The 23,756-nt window shown below is 64.9% G+C and carries 26 protein-coding genes, 1 tRNA gene and 3 pseudogenes; 21 read left to right on the forward strand and 9 right to left on the reverse strand.

Annotated elements, in window-relative coordinates:
* The first annotated feature begins 669 nt into the window (after positions 1–669).
* Positions 670–2,484 (forward strand): glycosyl hydrolase, encoded by a 1,815-nt coding sequence (locus ACFZ8E_RS11525; protein WP_405042804.1) that lies wholly within the window; start codon positions 670–672, stop codon positions 2,482–2,484.
* Between the two features lie 376 nt (positions 2,485–2,860).
* Here the strand turns inward: ACFZ8E_RS11525 and ACFZ8E_RS11530 are convergent, their stop codons facing one another.
* Positions 2,861–3,064 (reverse strand): hypothetical protein, encoded by a 204-nt coding sequence (locus ACFZ8E_RS11530; RefSeq protein WP_405042805.1) that lies wholly within the window; start codon positions 3,062–3,064, stop codon positions 2,861–2,863.
* A gap of 253 nt (positions 3,065–3,317) precedes the next feature.
* Here ACFZ8E_RS11530 and ACFZ8E_RS11535 point away from each other — a divergent pair.
* Both ACFZ8E_RS11535 and ACFZ8E_RS11540 read left to right on the forward strand, forming a co-directional pair.
* Positions 3,318–3,824 (forward strand): annotated as a pseudogene (locus ACFZ8E_RS11535) (matrixin family metalloprotease); the annotation flags it as partial.
* A 42-nt stretch (positions 3,825–3,866) separates the two neighbouring features.
* Positions 3,867–4,628 (forward strand): annotated as a pseudogene (locus ACFZ8E_RS11540) (hypothetical protein); the annotation flags it as partial.
* A 412-nt stretch (positions 4,629–5,040) separates the two neighbouring features.
* Here ACFZ8E_RS11540 and ACFZ8E_RS11545 read toward each other — a convergent pair.
* Positions 5,041–5,259 (reverse strand): annotated as a pseudogene (locus ACFZ8E_RS11545) (DUF4113 domain-containing protein); the annotation flags it as partial.
* A 146-nt stretch (positions 5,260–5,405) separates the two neighbouring features.
* Between ACFZ8E_RS11545 and ACFZ8E_RS11550 the strand changes: the two are divergent.
* The gene (locus tag ACFZ8E_RS11550) at positions 5,406–9,365 is read left to right on the forward strand and encodes an Ig-like domain-containing protein (RefSeq protein WP_405042806.1); all 3,960 of its coding nucleotides are present in this window, start codon (positions 5,406–5,408) and stop codon (positions 9,363–9,365) included.
* Positions 9,366–9,782: 417 nt separating this feature from the next.
* Here ACFZ8E_RS11550 and ACFZ8E_RS11555 read toward each other — a convergent pair.
* Positions 9,783–11,134, reverse strand: a protein-coding gene (locus ACFZ8E_RS11555) for an IS3-like element ISMex16 family transposase (RefSeq protein ID WP_405041759.1) whose coding sequence is annotated in 2 segments (ribosomal slippage) — positions 9,783–10,798 and positions 10,798–11,134 — 1,353 coding nt in all. Because the reading frame shifts where the segments join, the coding sequence is not laid out codon by codon here.
* 179 nt (positions 11,135–11,313) lie between these two features.
* The gene (locus ACFZ8E_RS11560) at positions 11,314–11,796 is read right to left on the reverse strand and encodes a hypothetical protein (RefSeq protein WP_405042807.1); all 483 of its coding nucleotides are present in this window, start codon (positions 11,794–11,796) and stop codon (positions 11,314–11,316) included.
* 137 nt (positions 11,797–11,933) lie between these two features.
* Here ACFZ8E_RS11560 and ACFZ8E_RS11565 point away from each other — a divergent pair, with 137 nt between their 5' ends.
* Genes ACFZ8E_RS11565 through ACFZ8E_RS11635 form a run of 15 tightly spaced genes read left to right on the forward strand, consistent with a single transcriptional unit; the run spans position 11,934 to position 17,657 of the window.
* Positions 11,934–12,356: a hypothetical protein gene (locus ACFZ8E_RS11565; protein ID WP_405042808.1), complete on the forward strand. Its 423-nt coding sequence runs from the start codon at positions 11,934–11,936 to the stop codon at positions 12,354–12,356.
* Positions 12,353–12,721 (forward strand): hypothetical protein, encoded by a 369-nt coding sequence (locus tag ACFZ8E_RS11570; RefSeq protein ID WP_405042809.1) that lies wholly within the window; start codon positions 12,353–12,355, stop codon positions 12,719–12,721. Before ACFZ8E_RS11565 ends, ACFZ8E_RS11570 begins: the two co-directional genes overlap by 4 nt.
* Complete coding sequence (locus tag ACFZ8E_RS11575; protein WP_405042810.1) at positions 12,718–13,215, forward strand: MucR family transcriptional regulator; 498 nt, start codon at positions 12,718–12,720, stop codon at positions 13,213–13,215. The genes ACFZ8E_RS11570 and ACFZ8E_RS11575 overlap by 4 nt, the downstream gene beginning before the upstream one ends.
* Before the next feature lies 1 nt (position 13,216).
* Positions 13,217–13,717, forward strand: coding sequence for a hypothetical protein (locus ACFZ8E_RS11580; RefSeq protein WP_405042811.1), 501 nt, complete (start codon positions 13,217–13,219; stop codon positions 13,715–13,717).
* Positions 13,714–14,061 carry a hypothetical protein gene (locus ACFZ8E_RS11585; RefSeq protein WP_405042812.1) on the forward strand — a complete coding sequence of 116 codons (348 nt, stop codon included), beginning with the start codon at positions 13,714–13,716 and terminating at the stop codon, positions 14,059–14,061. Before ACFZ8E_RS11580 ends, ACFZ8E_RS11585 begins: the two co-directional genes overlap by 4 nt.
* Entirely contained in the window at positions 14,058–14,246 is a 189-nt protein-coding gene (locus ACFZ8E_RS11590) for a hypothetical protein (RefSeq protein WP_405042813.1), read from the forward strand. Before ACFZ8E_RS11585 ends, ACFZ8E_RS11590 begins: the two co-directional genes overlap by 4 nt.
* A gap of 20 nt (positions 14,247–14,266) precedes the next feature.
* Positions 14,267–14,704 (forward strand): hypothetical protein, encoded by a 438-nt coding sequence (locus ACFZ8E_RS11595; protein ID WP_405042814.1) that lies wholly within the window; start codon positions 14,267–14,269, stop codon positions 14,702–14,704.
* Positions 14,704–15,108, forward strand: a complete 405-nt coding sequence (locus ACFZ8E_RS11600) for a hypothetical protein (protein ID WP_405042815.1) — start codon at positions 14,704–14,706, stop codon at positions 15,106–15,108. Before ACFZ8E_RS11595 ends, ACFZ8E_RS11600 begins: the two co-directional genes overlap by 1 nt.
* 15 nt (positions 15,109–15,123) lie before the next feature.
* The gene (locus ACFZ8E_RS11605; RefSeq protein WP_405042816.1) at positions 15,124–15,336 is read left to right on the forward strand and encodes a hypothetical protein; all 213 of its coding nucleotides are present in this window, start codon (positions 15,124–15,126) and stop codon (positions 15,334–15,336) included.
* Positions 15,329–15,562 (forward strand): hypothetical protein, encoded by a 234-nt coding sequence (locus tag ACFZ8E_RS11610; protein WP_405042817.1) that lies wholly within the window; start codon positions 15,329–15,331, stop codon positions 15,560–15,562. Before ACFZ8E_RS11605 ends, ACFZ8E_RS11610 begins: the two co-directional genes overlap by 8 nt.
* A complete protein-coding gene (locus tag ACFZ8E_RS11615; protein WP_405042818.1) occupies positions 15,559–15,837 on the forward strand; it encodes a DUF2312 domain-containing protein in 279 nt (92 codons plus the stop codon). Before ACFZ8E_RS11610 ends, ACFZ8E_RS11615 begins: the two co-directional genes overlap by 4 nt.
* A gap of 2 nt (positions 15,838–15,839) precedes the next feature.
* The gene (locus ACFZ8E_RS11620) at positions 15,840–16,064 is read left to right on the forward strand and encodes a hypothetical protein (RefSeq protein WP_405042819.1); all 225 of its coding nucleotides are present in this window, start codon (positions 15,840–15,842) and stop codon (positions 16,062–16,064) included.
* Complete coding sequence (locus tag ACFZ8E_RS11625) at positions 16,057–16,359, forward strand: hypothetical protein (protein ID WP_405042820.1); 303 nt, start codon at positions 16,057–16,059, stop codon at positions 16,357–16,359. The genes ACFZ8E_RS11620 and ACFZ8E_RS11625 overlap by 8 nt, the downstream gene beginning before the upstream one ends.
* Complete coding sequence (locus ACFZ8E_RS11630) at positions 16,310–16,618, forward strand: hypothetical protein (protein ID WP_405042821.1); 309 nt, start codon at positions 16,310–16,312, stop codon at positions 16,616–16,618. The genes ACFZ8E_RS11625 and ACFZ8E_RS11630 overlap by 50 nt, the downstream gene beginning before the upstream one ends.
* Positions 16,545–17,657 carry a tyrosine-type recombinase/integrase gene (locus ACFZ8E_RS11635; RefSeq protein ID WP_405042822.1) on the forward strand — a complete coding sequence of 371 codons (1,113 nt, stop codon included), beginning with the start codon at positions 16,545–16,547 and terminating at the stop codon, positions 17,655–17,657. Before ACFZ8E_RS11630 ends, ACFZ8E_RS11635 begins: the two co-directional genes overlap by 74 nt.
* A gap of 88 nt (positions 17,658–17,745) precedes the next feature.
* On the opposite strand, the gene ACFZ8E_RS11640 is transcribed toward ACFZ8E_RS11635, so the two are convergent.
* Positions 17,746–17,830, reverse strand: a tRNA-Leu gene (locus ACFZ8E_RS11640).
* Between the two features lie 145 nt (positions 17,831–17,975).
* The gene (locus ACFZ8E_RS11645; protein WP_147728794.1) at positions 17,976–18,284 is read right to left on the reverse strand and encodes a FliM/FliN family flagellar motor switch protein; all 309 of its coding nucleotides are present in this window, start codon (positions 18,282–18,284) and stop codon (positions 17,976–17,978) included.
* Between the two features lie 76 nt (positions 18,285–18,360).
* Between ACFZ8E_RS11645 and lipB the strand changes: the two genes are divergently transcribed.
* Positions 18,361–19,092, forward strand: a complete 732-nt coding sequence (gene lipB, locus ACFZ8E_RS11650; RefSeq protein WP_147842152.1) for a lipoyl(octanoyl) transferase LipB — start codon at positions 18,361–18,363, stop codon at positions 19,090–19,092.
* 3 nt (positions 19,093–19,095) lie between these two features.
* Here the strand turns inward: lipB and ACFZ8E_RS11655 are convergent, their stop codons facing one another.
* Together ACFZ8E_RS11655 and sseA are read right to left on the reverse strand one after the other, a co-directional pair.
* Entirely contained in the window at positions 19,096–21,195 is a 2,100-nt protein-coding gene (locus tag ACFZ8E_RS11655; protein ID WP_147842163.1) for a carbohydrate porin, read from the reverse strand.
* Positions 21,196–21,376: 181 nt separating this feature from the next.
* Positions 21,377–22,225, reverse strand: a complete 849-nt coding sequence (gene sseA / locus ACFZ8E_RS11660) for a 3-mercaptopyruvate sulfurtransferase (protein ID WP_405042823.1) — start codon at positions 22,223–22,225, stop codon at positions 21,377–21,379.
* A 474-nt stretch (positions 22,226–22,699) separates the two neighbouring features.
* Between sseA and ACFZ8E_RS11665 the strand changes: the two genes are divergently transcribed.
* Positions 22,700–22,933, forward strand: a complete 234-nt coding sequence (locus tag ACFZ8E_RS11665) for a hypothetical protein (RefSeq protein ID WP_147729797.1) — start codon at positions 22,700–22,702, stop codon at positions 22,931–22,933.
* 91 nt (positions 22,934–23,024) lie between these two features.
* Here ACFZ8E_RS11665 and ACFZ8E_RS11670 read toward each other — a convergent pair whose 3' ends face one another.
* Complete coding sequence (locus ACFZ8E_RS11670; protein WP_405042824.1) at positions 23,025–23,660, reverse strand: hypothetical protein; 636 nt, start codon at positions 23,658–23,660, stop codon at positions 23,025–23,027.
* Positions 23,661–23,756 lie beyond the last annotated feature (96 nt).

Genomic DNA, 23,756 nt, shown 5'->3' on the forward strand with positions numbered 1-23,756 from the left:
GACAACGAAGCCGTGCGCTCTCGCGCTCTAAATCCTTAATCTTTCTGGCCTGATCGACCTTCAAATCGATCTATTCCTTGCGACAACGGTCGCATCTTTACTCGAAGGCACTCGCCTCCTTGCAGACAAAAACGATGCTATTGCCTTGAACCGTCTGCACCTTGGTATGGCGCAGCATCAGCACGACCCGCTCCGCGCTCGACCTCTGTTCTTCCTTCAACCTCAACTCCTCTGGCCTAGGCTAATTCTCTGAATTAGCCTAGGCCAGAACCAGTCGGCGAGGTCACGTCATCGAACTAACGCCGAACGCACGGATTGCATTGGCTACGCTCTGTCCTTTCGAGATCAGCCCATACGCCTGCCGTAGCTTGCCAACAAGCTCCTCAGGCTTCGGGTGCTTTGCCGTGTTATCCGCACTACAGGATCAAAAACCATAATAATCGGCGGTCCACAGCAGTCGATGAATAATCAAGATTAAGAATCAATTTAACAAAATCATCGGCCATTAATATGTCGTTAGTATTAAAATCATCTGTCCATGATCGCGCTTGAATATTTACAAACTATTTTCAGATCTTATAAACTCTATGAATGATATTCTGCTCTAGAAGCAGCTTACAGAGCGCAGACTTCGCAATTAGCGGTAAATGCTGAGTGGCGAGACTTTCAGTGACCCAGACTGGTGTATTTGTAGGTACTGATCCGGCCGATTTTGCTTCGTATTCCAAGTGGGTGGGGAGCACGCCGGGCAACGTGTTGACCTACCTCAACAACGACAGCTGGAAGGCGTTCGACAGCTCGATTGGCTGGGCCACGAGCCTGTGGAAGAACACCGCCGCCTCTAACATCTGGTCGGTGCCGCTGACGGTCTGGGGCACCTCGCTCGAGCAGGTCGCCACGGGCGATTTCAACGACCACTTCCTCAAGGCTGCACAGGCTCTGGCGCAGACCAAGGCCAGCAGCGACGGCAACATCTACGTGCGCGTCGGCTGGGAGTTCAACGGCTCCTGGATGCCCTGGGCCGCCAACGGCCACGAGGCCGCGTTCATTAAGTCCTTCCAGAACCTTGTCGACACCTTCCGCTCGGTCTCGGACAAGTTCAAGTTCGTGTGGGACACCACCAACGATGGTGGCAACATGAACCCGGAGAAGGCGTATCCGGGCGACAAGTACGTCGATGTGATCGGCACCGACGTCTACTACAGCACCCAGTGGGACGGCACCGATGCCGCCAAGGGGTTCAAGGGTGAGGTCACCCGCGCCTACGGCCTGCAGTGGCAGCAGGATTTCGCCGCAGCCCACGGCAAGGCCACCGCCATCTCCGAATGGGGTGTCGCCAGCGACAACGCTGCTCCCTACGTCCAGGCCATGACCAAGTGGATGGCCGACCACAACATGGTCTACGAGAACTACTGGGACTCGAACGCCGACTACAGCGGCAAGCTGAGCACGGGCGCAAACGCCACCGCAGGCGCTGCCTACAAGAGCGCTATCGCAAGCTTGACGGCGATCACTAATACAACGCTACCCCTGCTTAGCAGCCCCGTGACTGCTGTTACCGATACAAGCAAGACCTTCACCTTCAACCTCACAGAGGCCCAATTCAAGCTTAACAACGGTCATGATATGATGACCACACCGAGTGGTAGTATCATCGATATCACAGACTTACATACTCTCAGTTTTGCTGATGGCACCGTGACAGAGCATGCTGGTTCGACGCTCATCGATGATCTCTACTACGACGTCGCTAATCCCGACGTCTGGAAAGCACACGTCGATCCGACGAGTCATTACAACACCAACGGTTGGCATGAGGGTAGAGATCCGAACCCTTTCTTCTCGACCGTCGGCTACCTTGCCGCCAACAGTGACGTCGCCAAAGCCGGTATCAATCCGCTTACGCATTACGACAGCAATGGCTGGAAGGAATACCGTGATCCGTCGGCGAACTTCGACACTGACCTATATTTAGCGCGCAATCCCGATGTGAAGGCAGCCGGGATCGATCCGCTAGCTCATTACCTACAGTACGGTCAGGCTGAAGGCCGCCAAGCTTATACCGCCGTCGGTAAGGCTGCGGATCTGGCCGTCCATCCGGGCTTCGATGCCGAGTACTACCTCCTGTCGAACCCAGACGTGGCCAAATCGGCCATCGCAGCCGGCGGTGACAGCTTCGCGTACGCCTACCAGCACTATGAGACTTACGGCTGGCATGAGGGCCGCAATCCGAATGCGGTGTTCGACACCAAGGGCTATCTGGCCGCTTACAGCGACGTGAAGGCTGCCAACATCGATCCGCTGGCGCACTACGACAGCTTCGGGTGGAAGGAGGGCCGCGATCCCTCGGCCAGCTTCGATACCAAGGTGTACCAGAGCCACTACGCTGACGTAGCCAACGCCCATATTGATCCGATGCTGTACTACCTGCAGTACGGCGCCATTGAGGGCCAAACCGCCTTCAACGATGGGCATTTCGGCTAAAGTTGTTTGCAAGCCAAAGCCTGAAATGAAGAACGGCTGGGGCAGCGATGCCTCGGCCTTATGCCCGTGTCCGTGCACGCAGCAGGTTGCGTCTGTGCCAGAAAATCGACCGTAAACCTGACACTCAAATCTGTCAGGAAAGGGTGTTTAGAATTCAAAATTCAAGATTTTGAACGCATTGCGGTCTAGGCGATGCGGAACCGTCTGCGTATCGCATTTATGAACCTGGGCAGCCTACTCCAGAGTAGATTACTCAAAGCGGAAGGGATAATTGCTAGACGTTGTCTTTCTAGACCCAATATTGTGATGAGACTGGACTGCGCCTCAGTCTGTGGTGGGAGATAAGGATCATGCGAGAGATCGGCACCTTCGCCCTTCAGATCGAGCCGTTAACGACAGCCAGACCCACGCGCGTCGCCATTGTGGTGTCTGGCGCGCCATCGGGCGAACATTCGACCCTACTCTTGACCCGGCCGCGCCTATGCTTGACGAGTTCGAAAGTGAGATCATCGGCCTGCAGGACGAGTTGAATATCCTTCGAGCCGAAGCGCGGCGTGCCTTCGCGGACAATTGCGGACACGCTTGAACCCCGATCCCGTGTTGTCTTTATCGCTGAAAATAGCAGGGGATGGGCTTGCGACTGAAGCACCCGCAATCAGATCAACGTCGCCTTTTACGCATTGCATAGCTGCCACACCTCCCTTCTATCAAGCATAAACCACTATTTTGATTTCCCGCCGGGCTGTACGGCGTTGGGTACATAGGTGCAATTATGCTCTATAACTCACAGGGCAGCGAACCCGCTTCGTTTGTCAGATGGGCGAAGGCTGAGCATGTCTGATTATAACACTCTTGGTTTTAAATATGGCAGTAATACCACCGCTGGTTTTGCAGGCGGATTGCTGACGTGGGCTATCGACAGCACAGTACCAGCATTTTTCACTTCGGTACTAGCGTCTGCTCTCGCAGACTGGACAAGCCACGCTAACATTCACTTCCAGCAAGTCAGCCCTTCCGCAAGTGTTACAATCAAATTTACGCTTTCGGCGATCGACGGTCTGTATGGCACGCTTGGAAATGGCGGGTCGTCCTACTTTAACTCAAGCAGCGGTCTAAATAAAGCGTTCAGCGGGCAAGTCACTTTCGATAGCGGAGAAAACTGGCACGTCGTCGGAAATAGTGTGGTCTCAGATGGGAGCATTGATTTATTTAATGTTGCCCTTCATGAAATAGGCCATGTTATTGGACTGGGGCACTACAATACAAGCCCAGCTATCATGAACTCCGTTCTCAACACTAGCCTGACAGATCTCACTCAATCAGATATTGATGGTATACAATACCTATATGGTCCGTCTGAGGTCACAGGATCTTGGATCACTCTCGTAAATCAGAGCTTCTACAGTTCTCACTATAGTGACGTGGCCGCTACTGGTACAGACTTCGCTACCCATTACAACTCTTTCGGATGGCACGAAGGGAGGGATCCGGACGCTTACTTCACTACGAACGGCTACCTTGCGGCCAACGCCGATGTAGCCAGAGCGGGGATCAACCCGCTTGCGCACTACGATCAGTATGGTTGGAAAGAGGGGCGCGACCCGGCGGCCAACTTCGACAACGAGCTGTACCTCGCCAACAACGCCGATGTGAAAGCCGCCGGCATCGATCCGCTTGCCCACTACCTGCAATACGGGCAGGCCGAGGGTCGTCAGGCTTACGCGGCGGTGGGTAAGGCAGGCGATCTCGGCGTGCATCCGGGCTTCGATGCGGAGTACTACCTCCTGTCGAACACGGACGTGGCCAAAGCAGCGATTGCAGCCGGCGGTGATAGCTTCGCCTATGCCTACAACCACTACGAGACTTATGGCTGGCACGAGGGTCGCAACCCGAACACGGTGTTCGATACCAAGGGCTACCTGGCTGCTTACGGGGATGTGAAGGCGGCCAACATCGATCCGCTGGCCCACTATGACAACTACGGATGGCATGAAGGCCGTGATCCTTCAGCCAGCTTCGACACCAACGCGTACGAGGCCGCCAACGGGGACGTGAAAGCCGCTGGCATCGACCCGATGCTGCATTACCTGCAGTACGGCGCCGTAGAGGGGCACAGCACCTTCGCTGACGGGCATTTCGGCTAAGGCTAACTGCACCGCTTCAGAACGATCCAGGACGGCCGGGGTGGCGATGCTCCCGCCGTTTTCTTTGATCGAAGGTGGCCTGTTTTCTTTTACCTACCGTCAGGGAAACGACCGTTTTCCAGGCAGTCGAATTACCCGGCTGCAATCCGCAGTCGGCTTCGCCTTTTGTGTCGGGATTACGCGCCTGGAAATCTAACGTCCGAAAAACGGTCGTGACCAATGACGACAGTGCGGGTGATAGCCGTTGCAGCAAGTGAGCGAACCGTGCCTGCAGACGCACATTGTGGAGGCCTCGCCCGGTTCGCCACAAGCGTGTCCCAGCAAGTGGTTGTCGCTCCCAACCCTGCCGTAGCCCTTTATGAATTCGTTTGGCTTTTTGACCGGCTCCCAACCCGGCCAATCGGCCCAAGCCTTATGCGTGGGCGACCAGCAGCTCGCTGACCTGCGTCGTGTAGCGCGGCGTTCGCATCTCGAACTTCGTGCTCCACGTCCGCTTCTCCACGAGACCAGCCCGGGCGGGGACGACGCTGCCGCGGCCGAAGCGGGCGTTGCAGGCGTCGACAGCCGCCATCGGCGGGCCGGAGCGCGCGCGGTCGATCTGGCCGACGAGAGCGCACGGGCTGTCTTCGAGCAGCATGCTGTGGACTAAATGGATGCCCGATGGTTCAGCACTTAAGCCCGTAGTTAACTCCACTTGATAAATTGTTCGAAATCTGCATACTTATAGTCAACAATATATAAATAAAATCTCTTAGATTTTATCGATGGGAAACGCTGATGGCTGCCTCTCTTCTCGGTGAAACCGTATCTGTCGATGTGAGATACCAAGTATCGGCGGAGGACTCATCTGGAAATTTTAAGAGTTATGATGATTCGCTATACTCAGGGTCTTTTACGGTCGTCAACGGCTTCGAAGTACAAAACGTGTCGATACGCGACACGATTTATTCGAGCGGATACCCTCAGAACTTAAGCGGAACTATAAGCATTGACGTCTCGTCAAGCGGCTTCATCGTAAATTTCAACGGCACAGCCCAACCCGGCGGCTTGATCTTTACTTTTACAAGCTTGGCAGACCAGTCAGCATCTGCTGTCACGGGAGCATCAGAAACGTCGTCGTCCGGCGTTGTGACTGGTGTGAACCAGACAAATGCACCGACACACACCAGCACCAGTGCAACAGGCGGGTTTTTTCTCTATGGCTATCAGCCCGGGACCAATATCAGCCAGACAGTTGCATTGGACCTGAGTGATACACCGCCAGCAGATACTACACCACCTCGTGTGATCAGCTTAACACCGAGTTCCTCGGGCCCAACCAACGCGACAACCCTGACCGAGACGGTGACCTTCTCGGAGGCCGTCACCGGCGTGACCGCCGACGACTTCACCGTCACCACCAGCGGCACCGCCACAGCAAATATCGCCTCGGTCTCAGGTTCAGGAACAACCTACACAGTCACGCTCAATCAGGCGTCAGGCGACGGTGCAGTGCGGCTCGACTTGAAGTCCGCTGGCACCGGGATCACCGATACCGCCGGCAACGCGATCCAAGGTGGAGCAACTGGCTCGACCACGACCCTCGATCACACGGCGCCGACCGCCACAAGTGCTGCGGCGGCGACAGCTGCCAACGTGGCGAGCACAACCTACGCCGTCCACTTTGCAGAGGCCGTCTCAGGCGTCGGTCTGAACGACTTCGTTCTGGCCCCAACGGGCAATGCAGCCGGCGGCATCACCGCCGTCTCAGGATCGGGCCAGGACTACACCGTCACGGTGTCCGGCATCACCGGCACCGGCTCCCTCGCCTTGGCGCTTGCTGGCACGCCCACCGTTAATGATTCGGCTGGCAACGCGCTCACCGCCACGGGCCTGACCAGTTCCACCACTCACGCCGTCGACCGCGACGCTCCAAGCGCGACCATGATTATCCCATCCGCGGGCGGCCCAACCAACGCGACAACCCTAACCGAGACGGTGACCTTCTCGGAGGCCGTCACTGGTGTGACCGCCGACGACTTCACCGTCACCACCAGCGGCACCGCCACAGCAAATATCGCCTCGGTCTCAGGTTCAGGAACAACCTACACAGTCACGCTCAATCAGATGTCAGGCGACGGTGCAGTGCGGCTCGACTTGAAGTCCGCTGGCACCGGGATCACCGATATCGCCGGCAACGCGATCCAAGGTGGAGCAACTGGCTCAGCCACGACCCTCGATCACACGGCTCCAAACCTCACCCTCGCATTATCGGCGGGTACCGGCTCCGACCCGACGCACGGCAATCGCCCGCTGATCACCGATGCGACCGCGAACGCGCAGGTGCTGAACGCGGCCGAGTTCGCTGACGCCTTCCGGCTCAATGGGACGGGGGTGGATGCGAACTTCACCGGGCAAAGTGGTGCGGTGGTCACCTTCACTGCAGCCGACGGTCATACCGTACCGACGCACAGCGTTCCTCTGACAAGCGATGGCAACGGCGGCTACCGTTATGCCTTCCGTGTCGATGCGCCAGGGTCGACGAATGGCTCCAACGCCGATCTGGCAGCGGCGCTTACGGATGGCACTTACACCGTTCAGGCGGCAACGCAGGACGCGGCCGGCAACGTCACCCTGACAGCCTCGCAGACGCTCATTGTCGACACCACAGCCGATGCCGGCGCGGTTGCCAGCTTGTCCGTCAACGATACGACCGATTACATCGTCAACGCCGGCGAGGCGCACAGCGTCTCTTTCACGGTGGCAGGCCTCGATAGCGACGCCACCGCCCTCGCGACCTTTATCAACGGCGCACAGAGTCGAACCGTGCAGGTTGCTGGCGACGGCAGCTACACCGTCGACCTCTCGGGTTTTCAAGGCACGGTGACGTCCGCACTCGCGATCACCGACGTGCATCGAAACATCGCCAGATCCGCTGGCAACTCCTTTGACGCCGACACGGCAGTTCCGCTTGTCCCGAGCGCACCAACAAATGCGGCGATCGTGAACGGCTACGTCAACGCTGCCAATGATACCGCGACTCAGGCGCTCGCTGGCACTGCCGAGCCCGGCAGCACGGTGACCGTCTTCGACGGCACTGTGCAGGTCGGTACAACGACCGCGGACGCTGGTACGGGAGCGTGGCACTACACCATCGGTGTCCTCGCTGACGGTAGTACCCACAGCTACACCACGACGGCGACAGACGCGGCTGGCAATACTAGCTCAGCTGGGCCCGCACTTGCGTTCACCGTAGACACAACAGCGCCGACTGCACCAGGCCTGGTGCTCGCGCACGACACCGGGCTCTTCACGACCGATCACCTCACCAACGATGCAAGCCTTGCGATCACCCCGGCCGAAGCTGGGGGCAGCTTCAGCTACAGCGTGGATGGCGGGGCCGCGACCGCGATCTACGATCCGAGCCAGCTCGCGCAAGGGGCGCACACCGTTGCGGTGACCCAAACCGATGCCGCCGGCAACGTATCGACGGCTGGAAGCCTGGTCTTCACCCTCGACAGCGTGGCGCCGACCGCGCAAGCAGATGCAGCCTCCGGTACCGGTGTAGCGGCGACCCTGACCGGCAACGTGCTCGCCAATGACACCGACGCGTCGGCTCTGCACGTTGTTTCCGTCCAATTCGCCAACGCCCTGTCCCATACGTTGCCGACCTCCGGTACGTCGCAGATCGACAGCACCAACGGCACCCTGACGATCGCGGCGGACGGCAGCTACAGCTACCACCCGACGAGCACCGGTCACACCGTCTTCACCGAGACGGTAGCGGATGCGGCCGGCAACACCAGCCAGACCACGCTGACCTTCGACGTGGCCAAGGCTGCAATCCCGGCGGCGCTGAGCTTCGGCTTCGCGCTGACCGACGCGCACTTCGACTTCAGCCACGGGCACGACCTGATGACGGCGCCGGACGGCACCGTCATCGACCTGACGGGGGTCGCGACGATCGCCTTCACCGATGGCACGGTCCAGGAACGAGACGGGTCGCCGCTGGTCGACGATCTCTACTACGCGGCGACCAACCTCGACGTCTGGCGGGCGCACGTCGATCTGGACACGCACTACGACCAGTTCGGCTGGCACGAGGGCCGTAACCCGAATGCCGAGTTCTCGACCTCGGGGTATCTCGCTGCCAACCCGGATGTCGCGGCCGCAGGGATCGACCCGCTGACCCACTACGATCAGTTCGGCTGGAAGGAAGGCCGCAGCGCCGGCCCAGATTTCTCGGGCACAGCCTATCTCGCCTTGAACCCGGACGTAAATGCCTCCGGCATCGACCCTCTTGTTCACTATCTTGAGTTTGGGCAAGCCGAGGGCCGCGCAGTTCTCCCCGGCATGAGCACCGCGCAAGGCAGCGGCGACCACCTCTTTGGGGCATTCGACGCGACCTACTACCTAGTCCACAACACCGACGTGGCCACCGCCGCAACGGTCGGCGGCATCAACCCAGATGCTTTCGCTTTCCGACATTACTTGACTTTCGGGGCACAGGAAGGCCGCGATCCAAACGCGTACTTCTCCACCTCCGGCTATCTCACAGACAACTCCGATGTTGCGGCGAGCGGTCAAAACCCGCTTGTCCATTATGAGGAAACCGGCTGGCACGAGGGCCGCGATCCCAGCGCCACCTTCCATACCAATGCGTATCTCTCCGAAAATCCGGATGTTGCCGCAGACCATATCGATCCGCTGCAGCACTACCTCCAGTACGGCATGGCCGAGGGACGCCATATCGGTTGAGGTCAAATTAGCCAACACAGCTGCGCCGGGCGTAGGGTCCGGCGTAGCCGATCGTAGCGGTACCCTACCCACTGCCGCTGATGTGCAGCCTCGCGGCGAGCGCTTGCCAGTGTCCAATCTGCATTCTGGCTGACCCACGAAGCCAGGGCTGTTGCCCACTTCTAATGCCGGCCTGACAGGCGGGCAGGAAACGCCACGCCACCAAAGGTTCGTCAGACTTTTCGAGGGAAAGAACCCGCCTGGGCCGAGCGCCGAGTTTGACGGCGCAGCGGGCTTTTCAGGACATCCGACTGCGAGAGACATGCCAGCGGATCGAGAAGCGCAGCACGCCCCAGAGATCGACTGTCCGTCGTCAGATGATTTGGGACATTCAGCGGTGTTCAGGAGCGGAGGCTCTGGTTCATCTGGGGTAAGAGGTTAGGCAGCCTGCGCGTGGTGGCGCAAGCGGCGATCCATCAGGGTCTGGCGCTTGATGCGTTCCCGCTCGGCCAGGATCCCTTCGCCGCGTCCGAAGTAGACGTCGGCGGGCGTGAGGTTGCTCAGGCTCTCATGGGCTCGGGCATGGTTGTAGTGTTCGACGAAGTCGGCAACCTGCGTCTCCAACTCGCCGGGCAAGTACGCGTGTTCGAGCAGGATGCGGTTCTTGAGTGTCTGATGCCAACGCTCGATCTTGCCCTGCGTTTGCGGATGGCATGGCGCACCGCGGATGTGGGTCATGCCCCGAATGCCGAGCCAGTCAGCCAGGTCGCTGGCGACGTAGCTTGGACCGTTGTCGGAGAGCAGGCGTGGCCGCGGCATCACCCGCGCCTGATCGAGCCCAGCCGCACCCAGCGCCAGGTCGAGCGTGGCGGTGACGTCGCTGGCCTGCATCGTCGTGCACAGCTTCCAGGCGACGATGTAGCGTGAGAAGTCGTCCAGGACCGTCGACAGGTAGTACCAGCCCCAGCCAACGACCTTCAAGTAGGTGAAGTCCGTCTGCCAAAGCTGGTTGGGCGCGGTGGTTTTATCGCGGAACTCGTCGGCGGCCTTGATGACGATATAGGCCGGGCTGGTGATCAGGTTCTGAGACTTGAGCAACCGGTAGACGGTCGCTTCCGAGACGAAGTAGCGCCGCTCGTCGGTGAAGCGCACCGCCAGCTCACGCGGACTGAGTTCAGGCTGCTCCAGAGCCAAGGCAACGATCTGCTCGCGGATCTCTGCAGGTAGACGGTTCCAGACCCGGCTCGGCTGCGAAGGATGGTCATTCAACGCCTCGGGGCCGCCGCGCTGGTAGGCGTCGTACCAGCGGTAGAACGTCGAGCGCGTGATGCCGAGCTTGTCCAGGGTGGCACGCACCGGCAGGTGGGATTGCTCGACCAGCCGGATGATCTCCAGCTTCTCGGGGGCCGGGTACCTCATGCCTCGTCGCCCCCAGCCCCGCTCATGCTTTTTTTAAGCAAACGGTTCTCCAGGACGAGATCAGCTACGACCTCCTTCAGCGCCCCCGCTTCGCGACGGAGATCCCGCACCTCATCCGTGGTGGCCGCACGAGACGTGTCACCGGACAGGCGCTTCTTGCCAGCCTCCAGGAACTCCTTGGACCAGCCGTAGTACATCGAGGCGGCAATCCCCTCACGTCGGCACAACTCCGCGATGCTGTCCTCGCCACGCAAGCCTTCCAGCACCACACGGATCTTCTCCTCGGACGAGAACTGCCGACGTGTGGCCCGACGGATGTCCTTGATCACCGCTTCTGCCGGCTTCTTGGCCGGTCCGGATGTCTGCTTCATCTTCGCTCCTCAGGGGCTACGATGAACCAGCCATCCTCCGTTCGTGAAGACCCTCATTCTGTCCCACAGGTGCTGACGTCGGACATTGCCGGCCGAGGACCTCCCCGCCTACGACCCCCAGCCCGCGGGGTATGTGTCGTGAAGAAGCTCTCTCACCAAGCTGTCTTCATGGCGGCCCTTCAGTCGATCCGAAATACCTTGTCACCGTCCGTTGGCAGGCTGCGCGGTAGAACGGATGCAAGCCCACTAAGCGTTGCGATCGCGACACCCCGCGCCACTTCAAAATCCCCGCTCCGGTTCAAAGCGAAAGCGAAGGCTGCAGAGGAGACCTCTGCTGAGGCGAGGCTCGCAGCCAAATGTGGCTCGGTCTGCAAGCGATCGCGGACTGTGAAGGCACCCTGGGCGGTCGCCGTCGCCACAGCGAGGCCGTGCCCGCACTGCGCACGCTCGACGATCTCGATCCAAGCTCGAACAGCGGCATCCGTTTCGGATCCAAGGCTGGTGGCAGAGGAATTCGGCGAGACGGGCAAATCAATAGCGGCGAAAATCATCATTTGTATATTTACCCGATGCCGCTCAATTAGAACCAACCAGATCTTCCAAACTTGTTTTAACAACAGATTAATCCGCTGTAACAGCGGCAATTCGACCGTCTTATACATATTGTCGCAGCGATTTTGGGCTGCGGTGTTTGTGCCCGCTCTTATCGATGGGCAGATCGCCGGCAACCCCGTGGGCCAGACCGTCGACCTGTTCTTCCACCCGCGCCCCTTCTCCGCGCTGGGGGAGGGCGCCTGACATGGGCAACGAGGCGCATCTGCTCGATCCCAGAGTCGCCGCGGCCGCCGCGGCGATCGCCAACGCCCGCGGCGGACGTCGCGGCGCGCCCGAGATCGCGAACATACTCGACATCCTGCCGAGGAAGCTCTTCGACGAGGTGGTCGAGGACGCCGAGGCCGCCATCCAGGCCGCCACCGCGGCCGATGGCGCGCCGCCAGCGCCCCGCGCGCGTGGCCCACTGAACGCCGCCGACGCCTCTCTGGTCGGGCTCTCCCTCGACGCCGGCACCCTCGTGATCCTGGCCCGTGACCGCGCAAGCCGACCCACCGCTGCGGTCTGGGCGGCCGGCGTCGGCGCCTCGGTCGTGGATGAGCACGAGGCCGGACAGCTTTGGTCCGCCTTCGTGGCCGTCTCCCGCAAACTCGCGGAGACGTCGGCATGACCCGCATCCCCGCTTTCCTGGCCAGCTTCGTCGCGATCGCGCCCCGCCAGCCGCGCGAGCTCGTGCTCTGGGCTGCGATGCCCCGCAGCTGGGGCCCGCGCGTGTTCGACAGCCTCGGCTTCCCACCCGGCGCCGACGCCGCCGACCGCCCCTCGCCGCCGGTGGTGCTGATCGCCGCCGGCCGCTGGCCCGAGCCGAACGAGCCCGACGAGCCGGTCATCGCGGAGGCCGCGATCGCGGTGCTCGAGCAGCTCTTCGCCCATCGCGTGGTACCGCTGACGCCCGCGCTCGCCGGCCGCGTCCGCGGCCTGCTGCAGACCCTCAGCGAGATCCCGGAATTCGCCGGAGAGGATACGCAAGCATGAACGCCCAGACCCCGCTCGACACCGCCGCGGCGACGCCGCTTCCCGCTCCGGCGCAGCTGCGCCAGGACCTGCCGGAGCTGACCGCCAGCATCGTCGCCGCCTACGTGCGCGGCAACCGCATTCCCGTGACCGAGCTGCCGGACCTAATCCGCTCGATCGACGGCGCGCTCCGTCAGCTGGCCGAGCCCAAGCCAGAGGTCCTGATCGTCCGCCCAACAGAGGCGGAGATCCGCGCGTCCATCCGGCCGGATCGCATCACGAGCTTCGAGGACGGTAAGCCCTACAAGGCGCTACGCCGCCATCTGACGATCCGAGGCCTGACCCCGGAAGGTTACCGCCGGAAGTGGGGCCTGCCCGTCGACTATCCGCTGGTGGCGGCATCGTACTCCGCCCGCCGCTCGGAGATCTCGGCGGAGATCGGCCGGAAGCTGAACGACGCCGCGTACGCCAGCCGGGACACAGCAGCGCCCACCCTCGCCGAAGCGGAGGCCTGAGATGCCCCCGGCCCTGCGCATCGTCGAAACTGTCCGCAGCAGCACCGCGACCTGGTTCGCGGCGAACGCGGACGGCTGCATCGGGCTTGCGATCGACAGCAAGACCCGCTGCGAGGTCACCCCGGTGGCGATCGATGCCGCCGGAGTCGCCCTGACCTGGCAGGCCGCCAGCTTGCACGCCTGGCGCACAACGATCGGCGAGCCCGGGCCGCTCGTCGAGACCTGCGCGGCGGCGGCCGCTTGGTTCAAGGGGGCGCCGCCGACCGCCGAGTTTCTGGCGCCGTACGCCAAACCTCTGTTCCCGGCCGCGGCGCCGCAAGCCGTCCCCGAGGACCTGCTCGCCCGGTTCGCCGACGTCCTCGCCACGATCCTCGACGAGCCACTGCACACGCTGCCCGGCGCCGGCCCCTATGGCGCTGAGCCGCTTGCGCTTCGCCTGGCGCATTTCCGGCCTGACATCGCAGACCGCGCAGCGATCCTCCTCGAGGAGGCTGGCCGATGAGCTGGAGCTATCGCGGGTTCGACCATCCCGAGGCTGCGCAGCGCGCGCTGCGCGCCTTCGACGCCGGGCTCGACACCGTCCGCATTGCCGAGATCCTCGGCGCCGACGAGCACGAGGTCGCGCAGGTCCTGGCCGAGGAGCGCGATGCCCGCCGCCGCCGGGCCCGCGCGCGCCTGAAGCGCTTCGAGGCTCTGCTCGCGGCCTGGACCGCCAACGACGTCGACCGCACCGCCGTCGCCCACCGCTTCGGCTACCGCGACTCCGGCTCCGCCAGCCGCTGCCTCTACGGCTACCGCCGGCGCACCGGCCGCACCACCCAGACCCGTCGGGAGGCCACCCGGTGAACGCACTCGTCCAAATCCGTACCGCCGAAGCGGTGCCGACCCGTCCGGTCGAGGCCGACCCTGACGCGCCCCGCCCGACGATGCGCATCACCCTTCCGCAGATCGGAGGTCGCACCTGCATCTACGACGGCGACAGCCTGGTGATCGACGGCGTGAAGCAGCCGCGTGTGAAGCGTCGCGCATGACCCCAAGAGGGCTCCTCAGCATGGACAGCTTCACCGACAGCATCGGAGCAATCTCAATTTGCTGGACCGTTCTCCGCCGGTGCAGCGAGAAGTTCCATACTGTTGATTGCATTCCTCAGGGCTGCGAACGCGGCTGCATTCCCTCTCAGGTGCGCGACCGCGATCTTGCGCGTGGTTACCTCATGGTCCCGTCCAACCTCGTTGATGTAAGCGACGAGTTGCACACGCCCGATCCCGCCGACGACAGCGCAGGCGGGGACTTCTTCGAAGAAAATTACGGGGGCGGTAATAGCTCCCTCGACCGGGGCAGTCAGTATCTGGACATCAGTCTGGCCACGCTTGATCAAATGATCACTCAACATAGCCTCCTACTCAGCCGATATTTTTCCTGTACAGCAAATATCAGGGCAGATGAAGCCGGTCGTTGGATCGCTGAGATGACGGCGAGGGCCGCCTAATGGTCGCCTACAGCTTCAAGGCCCGCTTCGCCGCCCCGATCCTCGCCGGCACCAAGGCGCAGACGATCCCCGCAGAGCGCACCGGCCGGTCGCGTCACGCCCGCCCGGGCGAGCAGCTGCAACTCTTCAGTGGCATGCGGACGAAGCACTGCCTTCGCCTCGGCGACCCGTCTCGCGCGCCTCGCGATCGAGGATCGCCTGTGGCTTCCGCACTGCGATGGCCTGTTCGGCCCCGACACTTCCCAGAGCTGGGGCTTTCTCACCGACCTGAAACCGCAGGAGTCCTGACCGTGCCGTCACCCTCGCTTATCGCCGCCGCCCGACATGCCCCCGACGCCCGAGCCCGGATCGCCCGGATGGCGCACGTGATGCGCCACCAGATGGAAGGCGTCGAGGAATGCTGAACCTTCCTCCACCTGGTGCAGGCCGGGTTCACCGAGGCCGAGATCCACGCCTACCGCGACGATGCGCGGGCGCACATCCTCGGGAAGCCCTCGGCCAACCGCTGGACCCCGCCCGATCGGCTAAAGGGGACCCTGCTCGCGATCCGAGCGCGCGAGATCCGGCGGCGCGTGAACGGCAGCCGGTGGGCGCCCCCCGTCGTCGAGGTGATCGAGGCCGCCCATGGCTGAGATTGCCAGCGCCGGGACACCAAACCTACTGCAGGACCTGCGCTCGGTCGCCTCTGAGATGGCCGACAAGTGGGACGCCGGCATGAAGGCCGGGAAACTGCTCGCCCACCTCGAGGGGCGGATCAGCAACTACGATCCCCGCGTCAGCCGGATCATCGCAGCCCTCGAAGCGACCGATGCCGCGCACGTCGGCGACGACACCCCCGCCAAGGAAACCGGTCGATGAGCGTCCACAACATGCCGACGACCGGCGACGTGTCATCCTCCGAAGGGGTAGCCGCCGACGAGCTGCGCGCCTTCATCGAGCGCATCGAGCGTCTCGTGGAGGAGAAAGAGGGTATCGCCGGCGACATCAAGGAGGTCATGGCCGAGCTGAAGGGCCGCGGCTTTGACGTGAAGGCCGTCCGCGAGATCCTGCGCATGCGTAAGAAGGATCACAGCGAGCGCCAGGAAGAGGAGGCAATCCTCGAACTCTACATGCAAGCGCTGGGGATGGTGTGAGCATGGACGCAATCGCGACTACCGGCCCGACCTGGAGCATCGAGGCGATCCCGACGTCGAGCGGCGTCGAGCTCGTTGTGAAGGTCCCGTCGCGCGGCATCGAGCTGGCGCTGCCGACCAGCCGCGCCGGAGCCCGTGATTTCGCCCGCGGGGTGCTCGCCGCCGCCGGCGACGCGACCGAGCGCACGTTCCCGCAACCGCTGATCCCGGAGGTCGCCCATGGCTGATCTGACTTATCCAGCCACGCTGACCGACGACCTCCGCGAGGTCCTCGGGATGATGAACTTCCAGACCGGGCCCATGGCGCACGCCTTCCGCGATGCCGGCCTCGCCGAGATCCGGAAGAAGTGCGAGGAAGAGCAGGCCTTCATCCTCGACTGGCTGATCCGCCTGGTGCTCGAGCACGGGGCTGGCTGGCGACGCATCGCCGGCGAGACGCTCCAAGAGGTCGCTGCCGAGGCGAAGGCGGCGCGTGCAGCAGCGGCAACCGCGGCAGCACAGCGGGGGCGTGACGATGGGTGAGGCTGTTCGCCGGATCGTCGACCTGCCAGCAAACATCCCGAAGCGCGGGCTCTCCAAGCACGAGGCCGCCGCCTACTGCGGATGCGAGACGATGGATGCCTTCAACACGTGGGTGAAGCGTAAGATCGTGCCCGGCCCGATCCCCGGCACCTCACGGTGGGACCGGCTGGCGATCGACGCCGCGCTTGATCGGCTGTCGGGACTCGCGAAGGATAAGGGCGACGACTTCGACCAGTGGGCCCGGAAAAATGCGGATTAAGCTGAAGGGCATCAACAAGGTCCGCAAAACGCTCGCCGACGGCACGGTCGCGCAGCACTACTATCACCGGCGCACGCGCAGGAAGCTGCAGGGCGAGCCGGGTTCGCCGCAATTCCTAGCCTGCTACAACGAGGCCGAGTGCAAGCCGACCCGTCCACCCGAGGGGGACACCCTTTCGGGCCTGATCCGGCAATACTGCGAGTCGCAGCAGTGGACGAAGCTCGCGGACTCCACGAAGGAAATCGGCCGGCTGAACCTCAAGGCCGTCGAGGACAAGTGGGGCGCGACGCCCCTTCAGCATGTCCAGAACCGGAAGATCCGCCCGCTCCTGCTGCGCTGGCACGACAAGCTTGCAGCCGAGTACCCGCGCGCGGCCGACAACAAGCTGGCGGCCCTGCAGCGGGTCCTTTCATGGGCACGCAACCGCGGGCTGATCGAGCTCAATCCGCTCGACACCTTCGAGAGGGCTTATCGATCCGACCGGGCCGAAATTATCTGGCTCCCCGAGCATGTGGCTGCGTTCAACGCGGTCGCGGCTCCGGAGCTGCGGCTTGCCCTATCGCTCGCGATCCACACCGGGCAGCGCCAGGGCGACCTGTTGCGCCTGCCGTGGTCGGCCTGGGACGGCGAGGCGATCGCCTTGCGTCAGGGCAAGGGACGCCGGCGGATGTGGATCCCGGGAACGGATGCGCTGATCGCCGACCTAACAGCCGCGCCGCGCCGCGCGACGACGATCCTCACCAAGCCCGACGGGACGTCGTGGACGAAAGATGCGTTCTACAACGCCTGGGTGGCTGCCTTCGCCCTGTCGGGCATCAACGCCGACCTCCACTTCCACGACCTACGCGGGACGGCTGTGACGATGCTCTCGGAAGCCGGATGCACGCCACAGGAGATCGCGACCATCACAGGTCACACGATCGCCAACGTGCACAAGATCCTGGAGACCTATCTCGCCCGCACTCGCGACCTGGCACGCGGCGCGATCGTGAAGCTCAACGCCCACCGAAGGAACGCTCGTCCAGGGAACGTCGGATGAACAGGTTTTGCAAACCGGTTTGCAAACCACAGCCGATGCGAAGGTCTCGCTCATCGGCTGGAAGTCAAAAGCACCAACAAAATCAAGTTGGTGCGGCCAAGAGGACTCGAACCTCCACCCCTTGCAGGACTAGCACCTCAAGCTAGCGCGTCTACCAATTCCGCCATGGCCGCATCGGCACCCGTCGGGTCCCGTTCGCTTCTCCGAGATCCGGGTCCGCTGCGGCGGCCGGCGTCTCGGGTGAGCGGCGCAGCGGATACCAGATCGATCCCGATCCGACAAGCGCCGCAGCGCGGCAATTCGGTACCGCGGCCGAAGTTATGATGCCGGCTCCAGGCGGCTTTCCAGGAACGGCACGGCGCCGTCGCCGATGGTGACGCCCGGCGTGCGCACCGAATCCGCCTTGCGGATCAGCTCCGTCACCTCGATCGAGATGCGGTTGCCGGTCACCACGATCTGGCCGCGGGCCACGGGATGGTCGTTGGCGAGGATCTCGACCAGGTCGGTCTCGGTCGCCTCCAGCTCGATCACCGCGCCGCGTCCCATGCGCAGCAGCATGTGCAGCGGCATGCGGGAGCGCCCGAGCACCACCGTGAGATCGACCTTGAGGTCTTCCAGAACCGCCACGCGTCCACCGCCCCCATGCGCCTTGCCACCGGCACGGACCGGTGGAAGGAGAGCATTCCCGACGAAGGGTGAAGCCTTGGTAAACGCCGCGCACCGTCTCGCGATCGCGCCCGACACCTTCCTGCCGCGGGCGGGCTCTCCGCCGGTGGGCTGGCGGATCAGCGACGCGCCGGTCGCGTACGAGGAAGCCGTCGCGTGGATGGAGGCTCGCGCCGAGGCGATCGCGCGCGGGCTGGCGCCGGAATGCGTCTGGCTGCTGGAGCACCCGGCGCTGTACACCGCCGGCACCTCGGCCCGCGAGGCCGACCTCGTCGCGCCGGCGCGGCTGCCGGTGTACCGGACCGGGCGGGGCGGGCAGTACACCTATCACGGCCCCGGCCAGCGGGTCGCCTACGTGATGCTCGACCTCAACCGCCGCCGCACGGACCTGCGCGCCTACGTCGCCTGCCTGGAAGCCTGGATCATCGCGACGCTCGAGGCCTTCAACGTCCGGGCCGAACGCCGCGAGGACCGCGTCGGCGTGTGGGTGCGGCGGCCGGAGAAGGGCCAGGAGAACGGAGACGCCGTCGAGGACAAGATCGCGGCGATCGGCATCCGCGTGCGGCGCTGGGTCAGCTTCCACGGGATCAGCCTCAACGTCGAGCCCGACCTCGCGGATTTTTCCGGCATCGTCCCCTGCGGCATCCGCGGCCACGGCGTGACCAGCCTGGCCGACCTCGGCCGCATCGTCGCGATGCCGGAGGTCGACATGCAGCTGCGGGCCGGGTTCGAGGCGGTGTTCGGGGCGACCGTGGACGAGGCGGAATAGCGATCAGAAATCCGCGTGCAGCCGGGTGGCGAAGAAGTCCGCCGGGCCCCGGTCGCGGTTGTAGGCGGGGTTGATCACCCGCTGGTAGTCGAAGGTCAGGGTCACGGTCTTGGTCAGGCCGATGGCGTAGTAGGCCTCGAGCGCCCGCTCGGGAGCGTAGTTCAGGCGCCCGTCGCCGATCAGCAGGCCGAGGCCGCCGGTGGCGAAGTAGGCCTGGTGCGCCTCGGTGAGGCCGTTCACCGTGGCGCCGAGGCCGACCGTGTCGCCTGCCCGGCCCCAGGCGGTCCCCTTGAGCGAGACGCCGCCCGACGCGCTCCGGTCGACGTCGGTGAAGGACAGGCTCTCGTTGCGCCCATCCGACAGGCTGACGCGGGCGAAGACGCCGAGATCGGCCGTGACCGCCTGCTCGAGGTTGACGTAGCCGCCGGTCTTGCGCCGCGGGCGGCGGGTGGCGGCAACCGCGTCGTTGACGTCGTCGAAGACGCCCGACTGCGTCAGCGCGACGACCTGCCGATAGCGCGCGGTGTTGCCCTGGTTCGAGAAGAAGCCGATCCGCACCCGGCCCGGCTGCTCCAGCGCGGGCAGGACGTAGCGCCCCTCGAACTCGATGTTGGCGCCCTGGCGGTCGAACACCCGCGGGTCGAGCACGTCGCTCGACGGTTCCTTGGGCACCTGCGTGTAGGCGGCGCGCACCGCGAACTCGGCGCGGTTGTACTCGACGTAGACGCCTTGCGTGAAGCCGGGGAGGTTGGCCGGGAAGTCCCAGGCCGAGGCCGCCCAGAGCGACCAGTTCATGAAGTCGACGCGCGGATCGTGGGCGTAGACGTTGCCGTCGAAGAAGTCGCCGAGCGCGAACTTGCCGGCGACCACCGTGATCCGCTCGACGTCGCGGCGCGTGGCGACCTGGTTCGGGCCGTCGGGCACGTCCTCGGTCTCGCCGCCGAGGCCGAAGGTCTGGCGCACGAAGTAGCGGTTCGAGCGCAGCTTCGGGAACGGGGCGCCGGCCTTCTGCGCCTCGCCGTTGACGAAGCCGGCGACGCCCAGGGTCCGCGACAGGCCGAAGCCCTGGCTGAATTCCGGGTTGTAGTAGAGCTCGGTGCCCTCCCACAGCTTGAAGCCGACGAAGGCGGTCGCCGTCGTGGTCGCCTGGGCCTGGTGCGGCACCAGGCTGTTCGGGCCGAGATAGGGCGAGCGGAACCCGGTCACGCCCTGGTTGATGAAGGTGGTCTGGCCGTGGAGCGAGAACCGGCCGGTGTCGCCGTTGTCGGGGTCGTGCGGGGCCGCCTCGTCGGGCTCGGGCGGCAGCCGCAGCCCCGCCGGATACCAGGACAGCCGCGCCAGCATCTGGTTGGAGGTGACGTGCGCCTGCGTCGACACCGGGCCGAGGCCGGGCACCGCGCCGAGGTCGAACCGCCCGGTGCTGCCGAGATCGATGTAGCGGTAGTCGAGGCCGAGGGCGAGGTGCTCGGTGATCGCGTACTGGACGCCGGCCCCGAGGGTGAACCCGAGGGTTCCCCGGTCGGTCCTGGCCGTCGCGGCGGGACCGCCGGCGCGGTCCGGATAGGTGGCGAGGAACCGCGTCTCGGCGCCGGCGAGGCCGAAGGTCGCGTAGATCAGCGCGCGCTCGAAGGCGAAGCCGAGGCGGGCGCGCAGGGCGCCGTAGAGGTCGGTCTTGGCGCGGATGACGTCGAAGACCGGGTCGAACCCCTCGTAGCCGAAGCCGGCGGCGGTCGAGGCGACCGGGCGCTTGAGGTTGGCGCCGGCGATGTCCGCCTCCAGGCCGTAGAGCCACGGGCCGGCCTGCCAGTTCCAGCCGCCGAACACGCCGCCGACGGCGGTGGTCGCCTCGCGGCTGCGGTCGGCGCGGCCGGTGGCATCCCCGGTCTTGAACGGCGGCACGGGGCGTCCGCCGATCGTGGTCGGTTCGAAGCCGAGGGCGCCGAAGGAGCCGCCGGCACTGCCCTCGATCCCGAGATAGCCCCCCGACCAGTCGACGAAGGCGGGCGCCGGCGCGCGCGCGACCGCGAGATCGGCGCCGAAGGCCTGCGCCGGGAGGAGGCAGGCACCGATCAGCCAGGCCGCGCGGCGACCGGCGACGCCCATCGATCCGGCGCTGTCCGCCTCGCCCCGATGCCGCATCGCCCTGATCCCCCGCACGTTCCGATGCGAGGTATAGCATTGGCTATAACTGCGGCAATCCCGGCCCTGCCGGCCTGCGCATTCCCGATCGCGACGTTGCAAAAATGCCCCGCGCTCGATGACGCGCGGATGACGCCGGTGTCGGTCAGGCCGGGCCCGTCGCGACGGGACGGCTCGGATCGCCCCCCCACTCGGACCACGACCCGTCGTAGAGCGCGCGGGCCGGGCGGCCGAGGCGGTCCAGCGCCAGGGCGACGATCGCCGCGGTGACGCCTGAGCCGCAGGTGGTGACGATCGGCCGGTCGGGGTCGACGCCGTTCTCGGCGAAGACCGCGCGGAGCGCGTCCGGCGCCTTGAGGTGCCCGTCGGTCACCAGCGCGCCGTAGTGCAGGTTCCGGGCGCCGGGCATGTGGCCGGGGCGGACGCCGGGGCGGGGCTCCGGCTCCTCGCCGCGGAAGCGGGGCGCGGAGCGGGCATCGACCACCTGGGCGGTGCCGCCGGCCAGCGCGCGGGCGACGTCGGCCGCGTCGGCGACGGCGCCGTGGTCGAGCCGGGCGGTGAAATGGCGCCGGTCGCGGACCCGCGGCTCGCCGTCCTCGGTCGGGTAGCCGGCCGCGACCCAGGCCGGCAGGCCGCCGTCGAGCACGCAGACGTCGCGGACGCCGAAGGTGCGCAGCATCCACCACACGCGCGGCGCCGAGAACAGGCCGTGCCCGTCGTAGACGACGATGTGCAGCCCGTCGCCGATGCCGAGCGCCCGCATCCGCGAGGCGAACACCTCCGGGCGCGGCATCATGTGCGGCAGGCCGGATTCGGTGTCGCTCATCGCGTCGATGTCGAAGCGGACCGCGCCCGGGATGTGGGCGGCGCGATACTCCGCCTCCGGGTCGCGCCCGGCGGCGGGCAGGTACCAGGAGGCGTCGAGCACCACGATGTCGGGCGCATCCAGGCGCTGGTGCAGCCATTCGGTCGAGACGAGCGCGGTGTCGGCCATGATGCGTCCGGGAAGTCGTTGCGGGCGATGTCGGCGCCACTCAATCACAGGGTGGAGACGGATGCACGCCCCGCCGAACGGTGCGCGGGCGCGAGGGCGGGCTTCGTCGGGAAGCCCGCCCGGGCGTCGCCGATCCGCCGCAACCGTCGCGGATCCCGTGCCGATGCTCCATGCTGCAGGGCAAGACATCGTGTCGCGCCGGTGCCGCCGGCTTACGTCAGCGCCAGACCCTGAAGGCTGTGCGCGGTTGCAAGATGCGCGGGGCGGTCTTGTTTCCGCGGAGAACAAGACCAGTTATAACAACACCATGACACTGTCGCGCCGGCATTTTCGCCGGACCCGTATGGACCGAACGTCTCGACGGCACGGAGCATCGTGCGTTGCGGGATCGCTCGATACGGTGCGGCGTTCTCTCACCATCCCCCTGCCGGGCGGCCGTCGGCGCCAGCATGAGATTCCGCGAGCTTTAGTGCGATGAACCAACTCGTCCGCATGTCCCAGATCGGCGAAGCAGAGACCATCACCGAGCCGTCCGCCGAGTTGCGCGTGCCGTTCGCGCAGTCGGGCGCCTTCGTGTGCAAGTTCATCATCGGCGAGCCGAACGATCGCGCGATGTGCTGCGGCGCTCCGGTCGCCGAGGGGAAGAGCTGGTGCGCCTTCCACCGCCGCATCGTGTTCGAGCCGACCCGCCCCGGCCGCATCCGCTGAGCCCAGCGGCCGGCTTCGAGGACTGCGCGAGCACGGCGCGGTCGTACGCGGATCGTCGGCGCCCTCGTGGTCGAACGAGGGCGCCCGCACGCTAGTCCAGCCCGTCATCGTCGTCGTAGGGCCGGTAGCTGCGCACCATCCGCCCATCCGGATACTGCACCGAGCGGGAACGCACGACGAGGTAGCCGGCGGCCTGCGCCGCCGCAATGCGGCGCATCCGGTCGTCGCCCTCGGCGAAGATCGGGTTGCGCTCGCCATCGCCCGGGCCCACCACCCGCCCGACCGGCAGCGGAGCGTACGGGTAGGGCGGCGCTGAAAACGTCCGGGGGGTGTAGGCCCGCGCGGCGACCCGGCGCATCACCGGCCGCGCCGCCTCGCGACGCTCGACGACGCGCGGGGTCGCGATCCGAGCACGTGGTGTCGCGGCGATAACCTGCGGATGCGTGCGCCGGACCTCGCGCACCCGCTTGCGCACCGGCACTGCCGCCTGGCGGGCCGGCGAGGACGCCGGTGCCGTGGCCTTGCCCGCCGTCTCCGACCGGCTCGACGCGGCTCGTTCGTCCGCCGATCGGCTCGCGCTCGCTGTCGGCTCCGTCACCGGAGCGGCGGGGATTGCCGCGGCCGGCGGCGCGGCGGGCGTGATGCTGCGCGCCGGCGGATCGGTCCAGGCGCCGTTGGGGGCGGTCTGCGCGCAGGCGGCCGTCGTGCCGAGCGCCAGGCTCAGCATCAGGGTCGCCCTGAGGATTCCACCGGCTCCGATCGACATCGCGCACTCCCTGGCGGATGGCGGCGGCAGCGCGGACGACGCTGCCTGCCTCGGCAC

It is taken from the genome of Methylobacterium sp. HMF5984 (assembly GCF_045033435.1).
Taxonomy (GTDB): domain Bacteria; phylum Pseudomonadota; class Alphaproteobacteria; order Rhizobiales; family Beijerinckiaceae; genus Methylobacterium.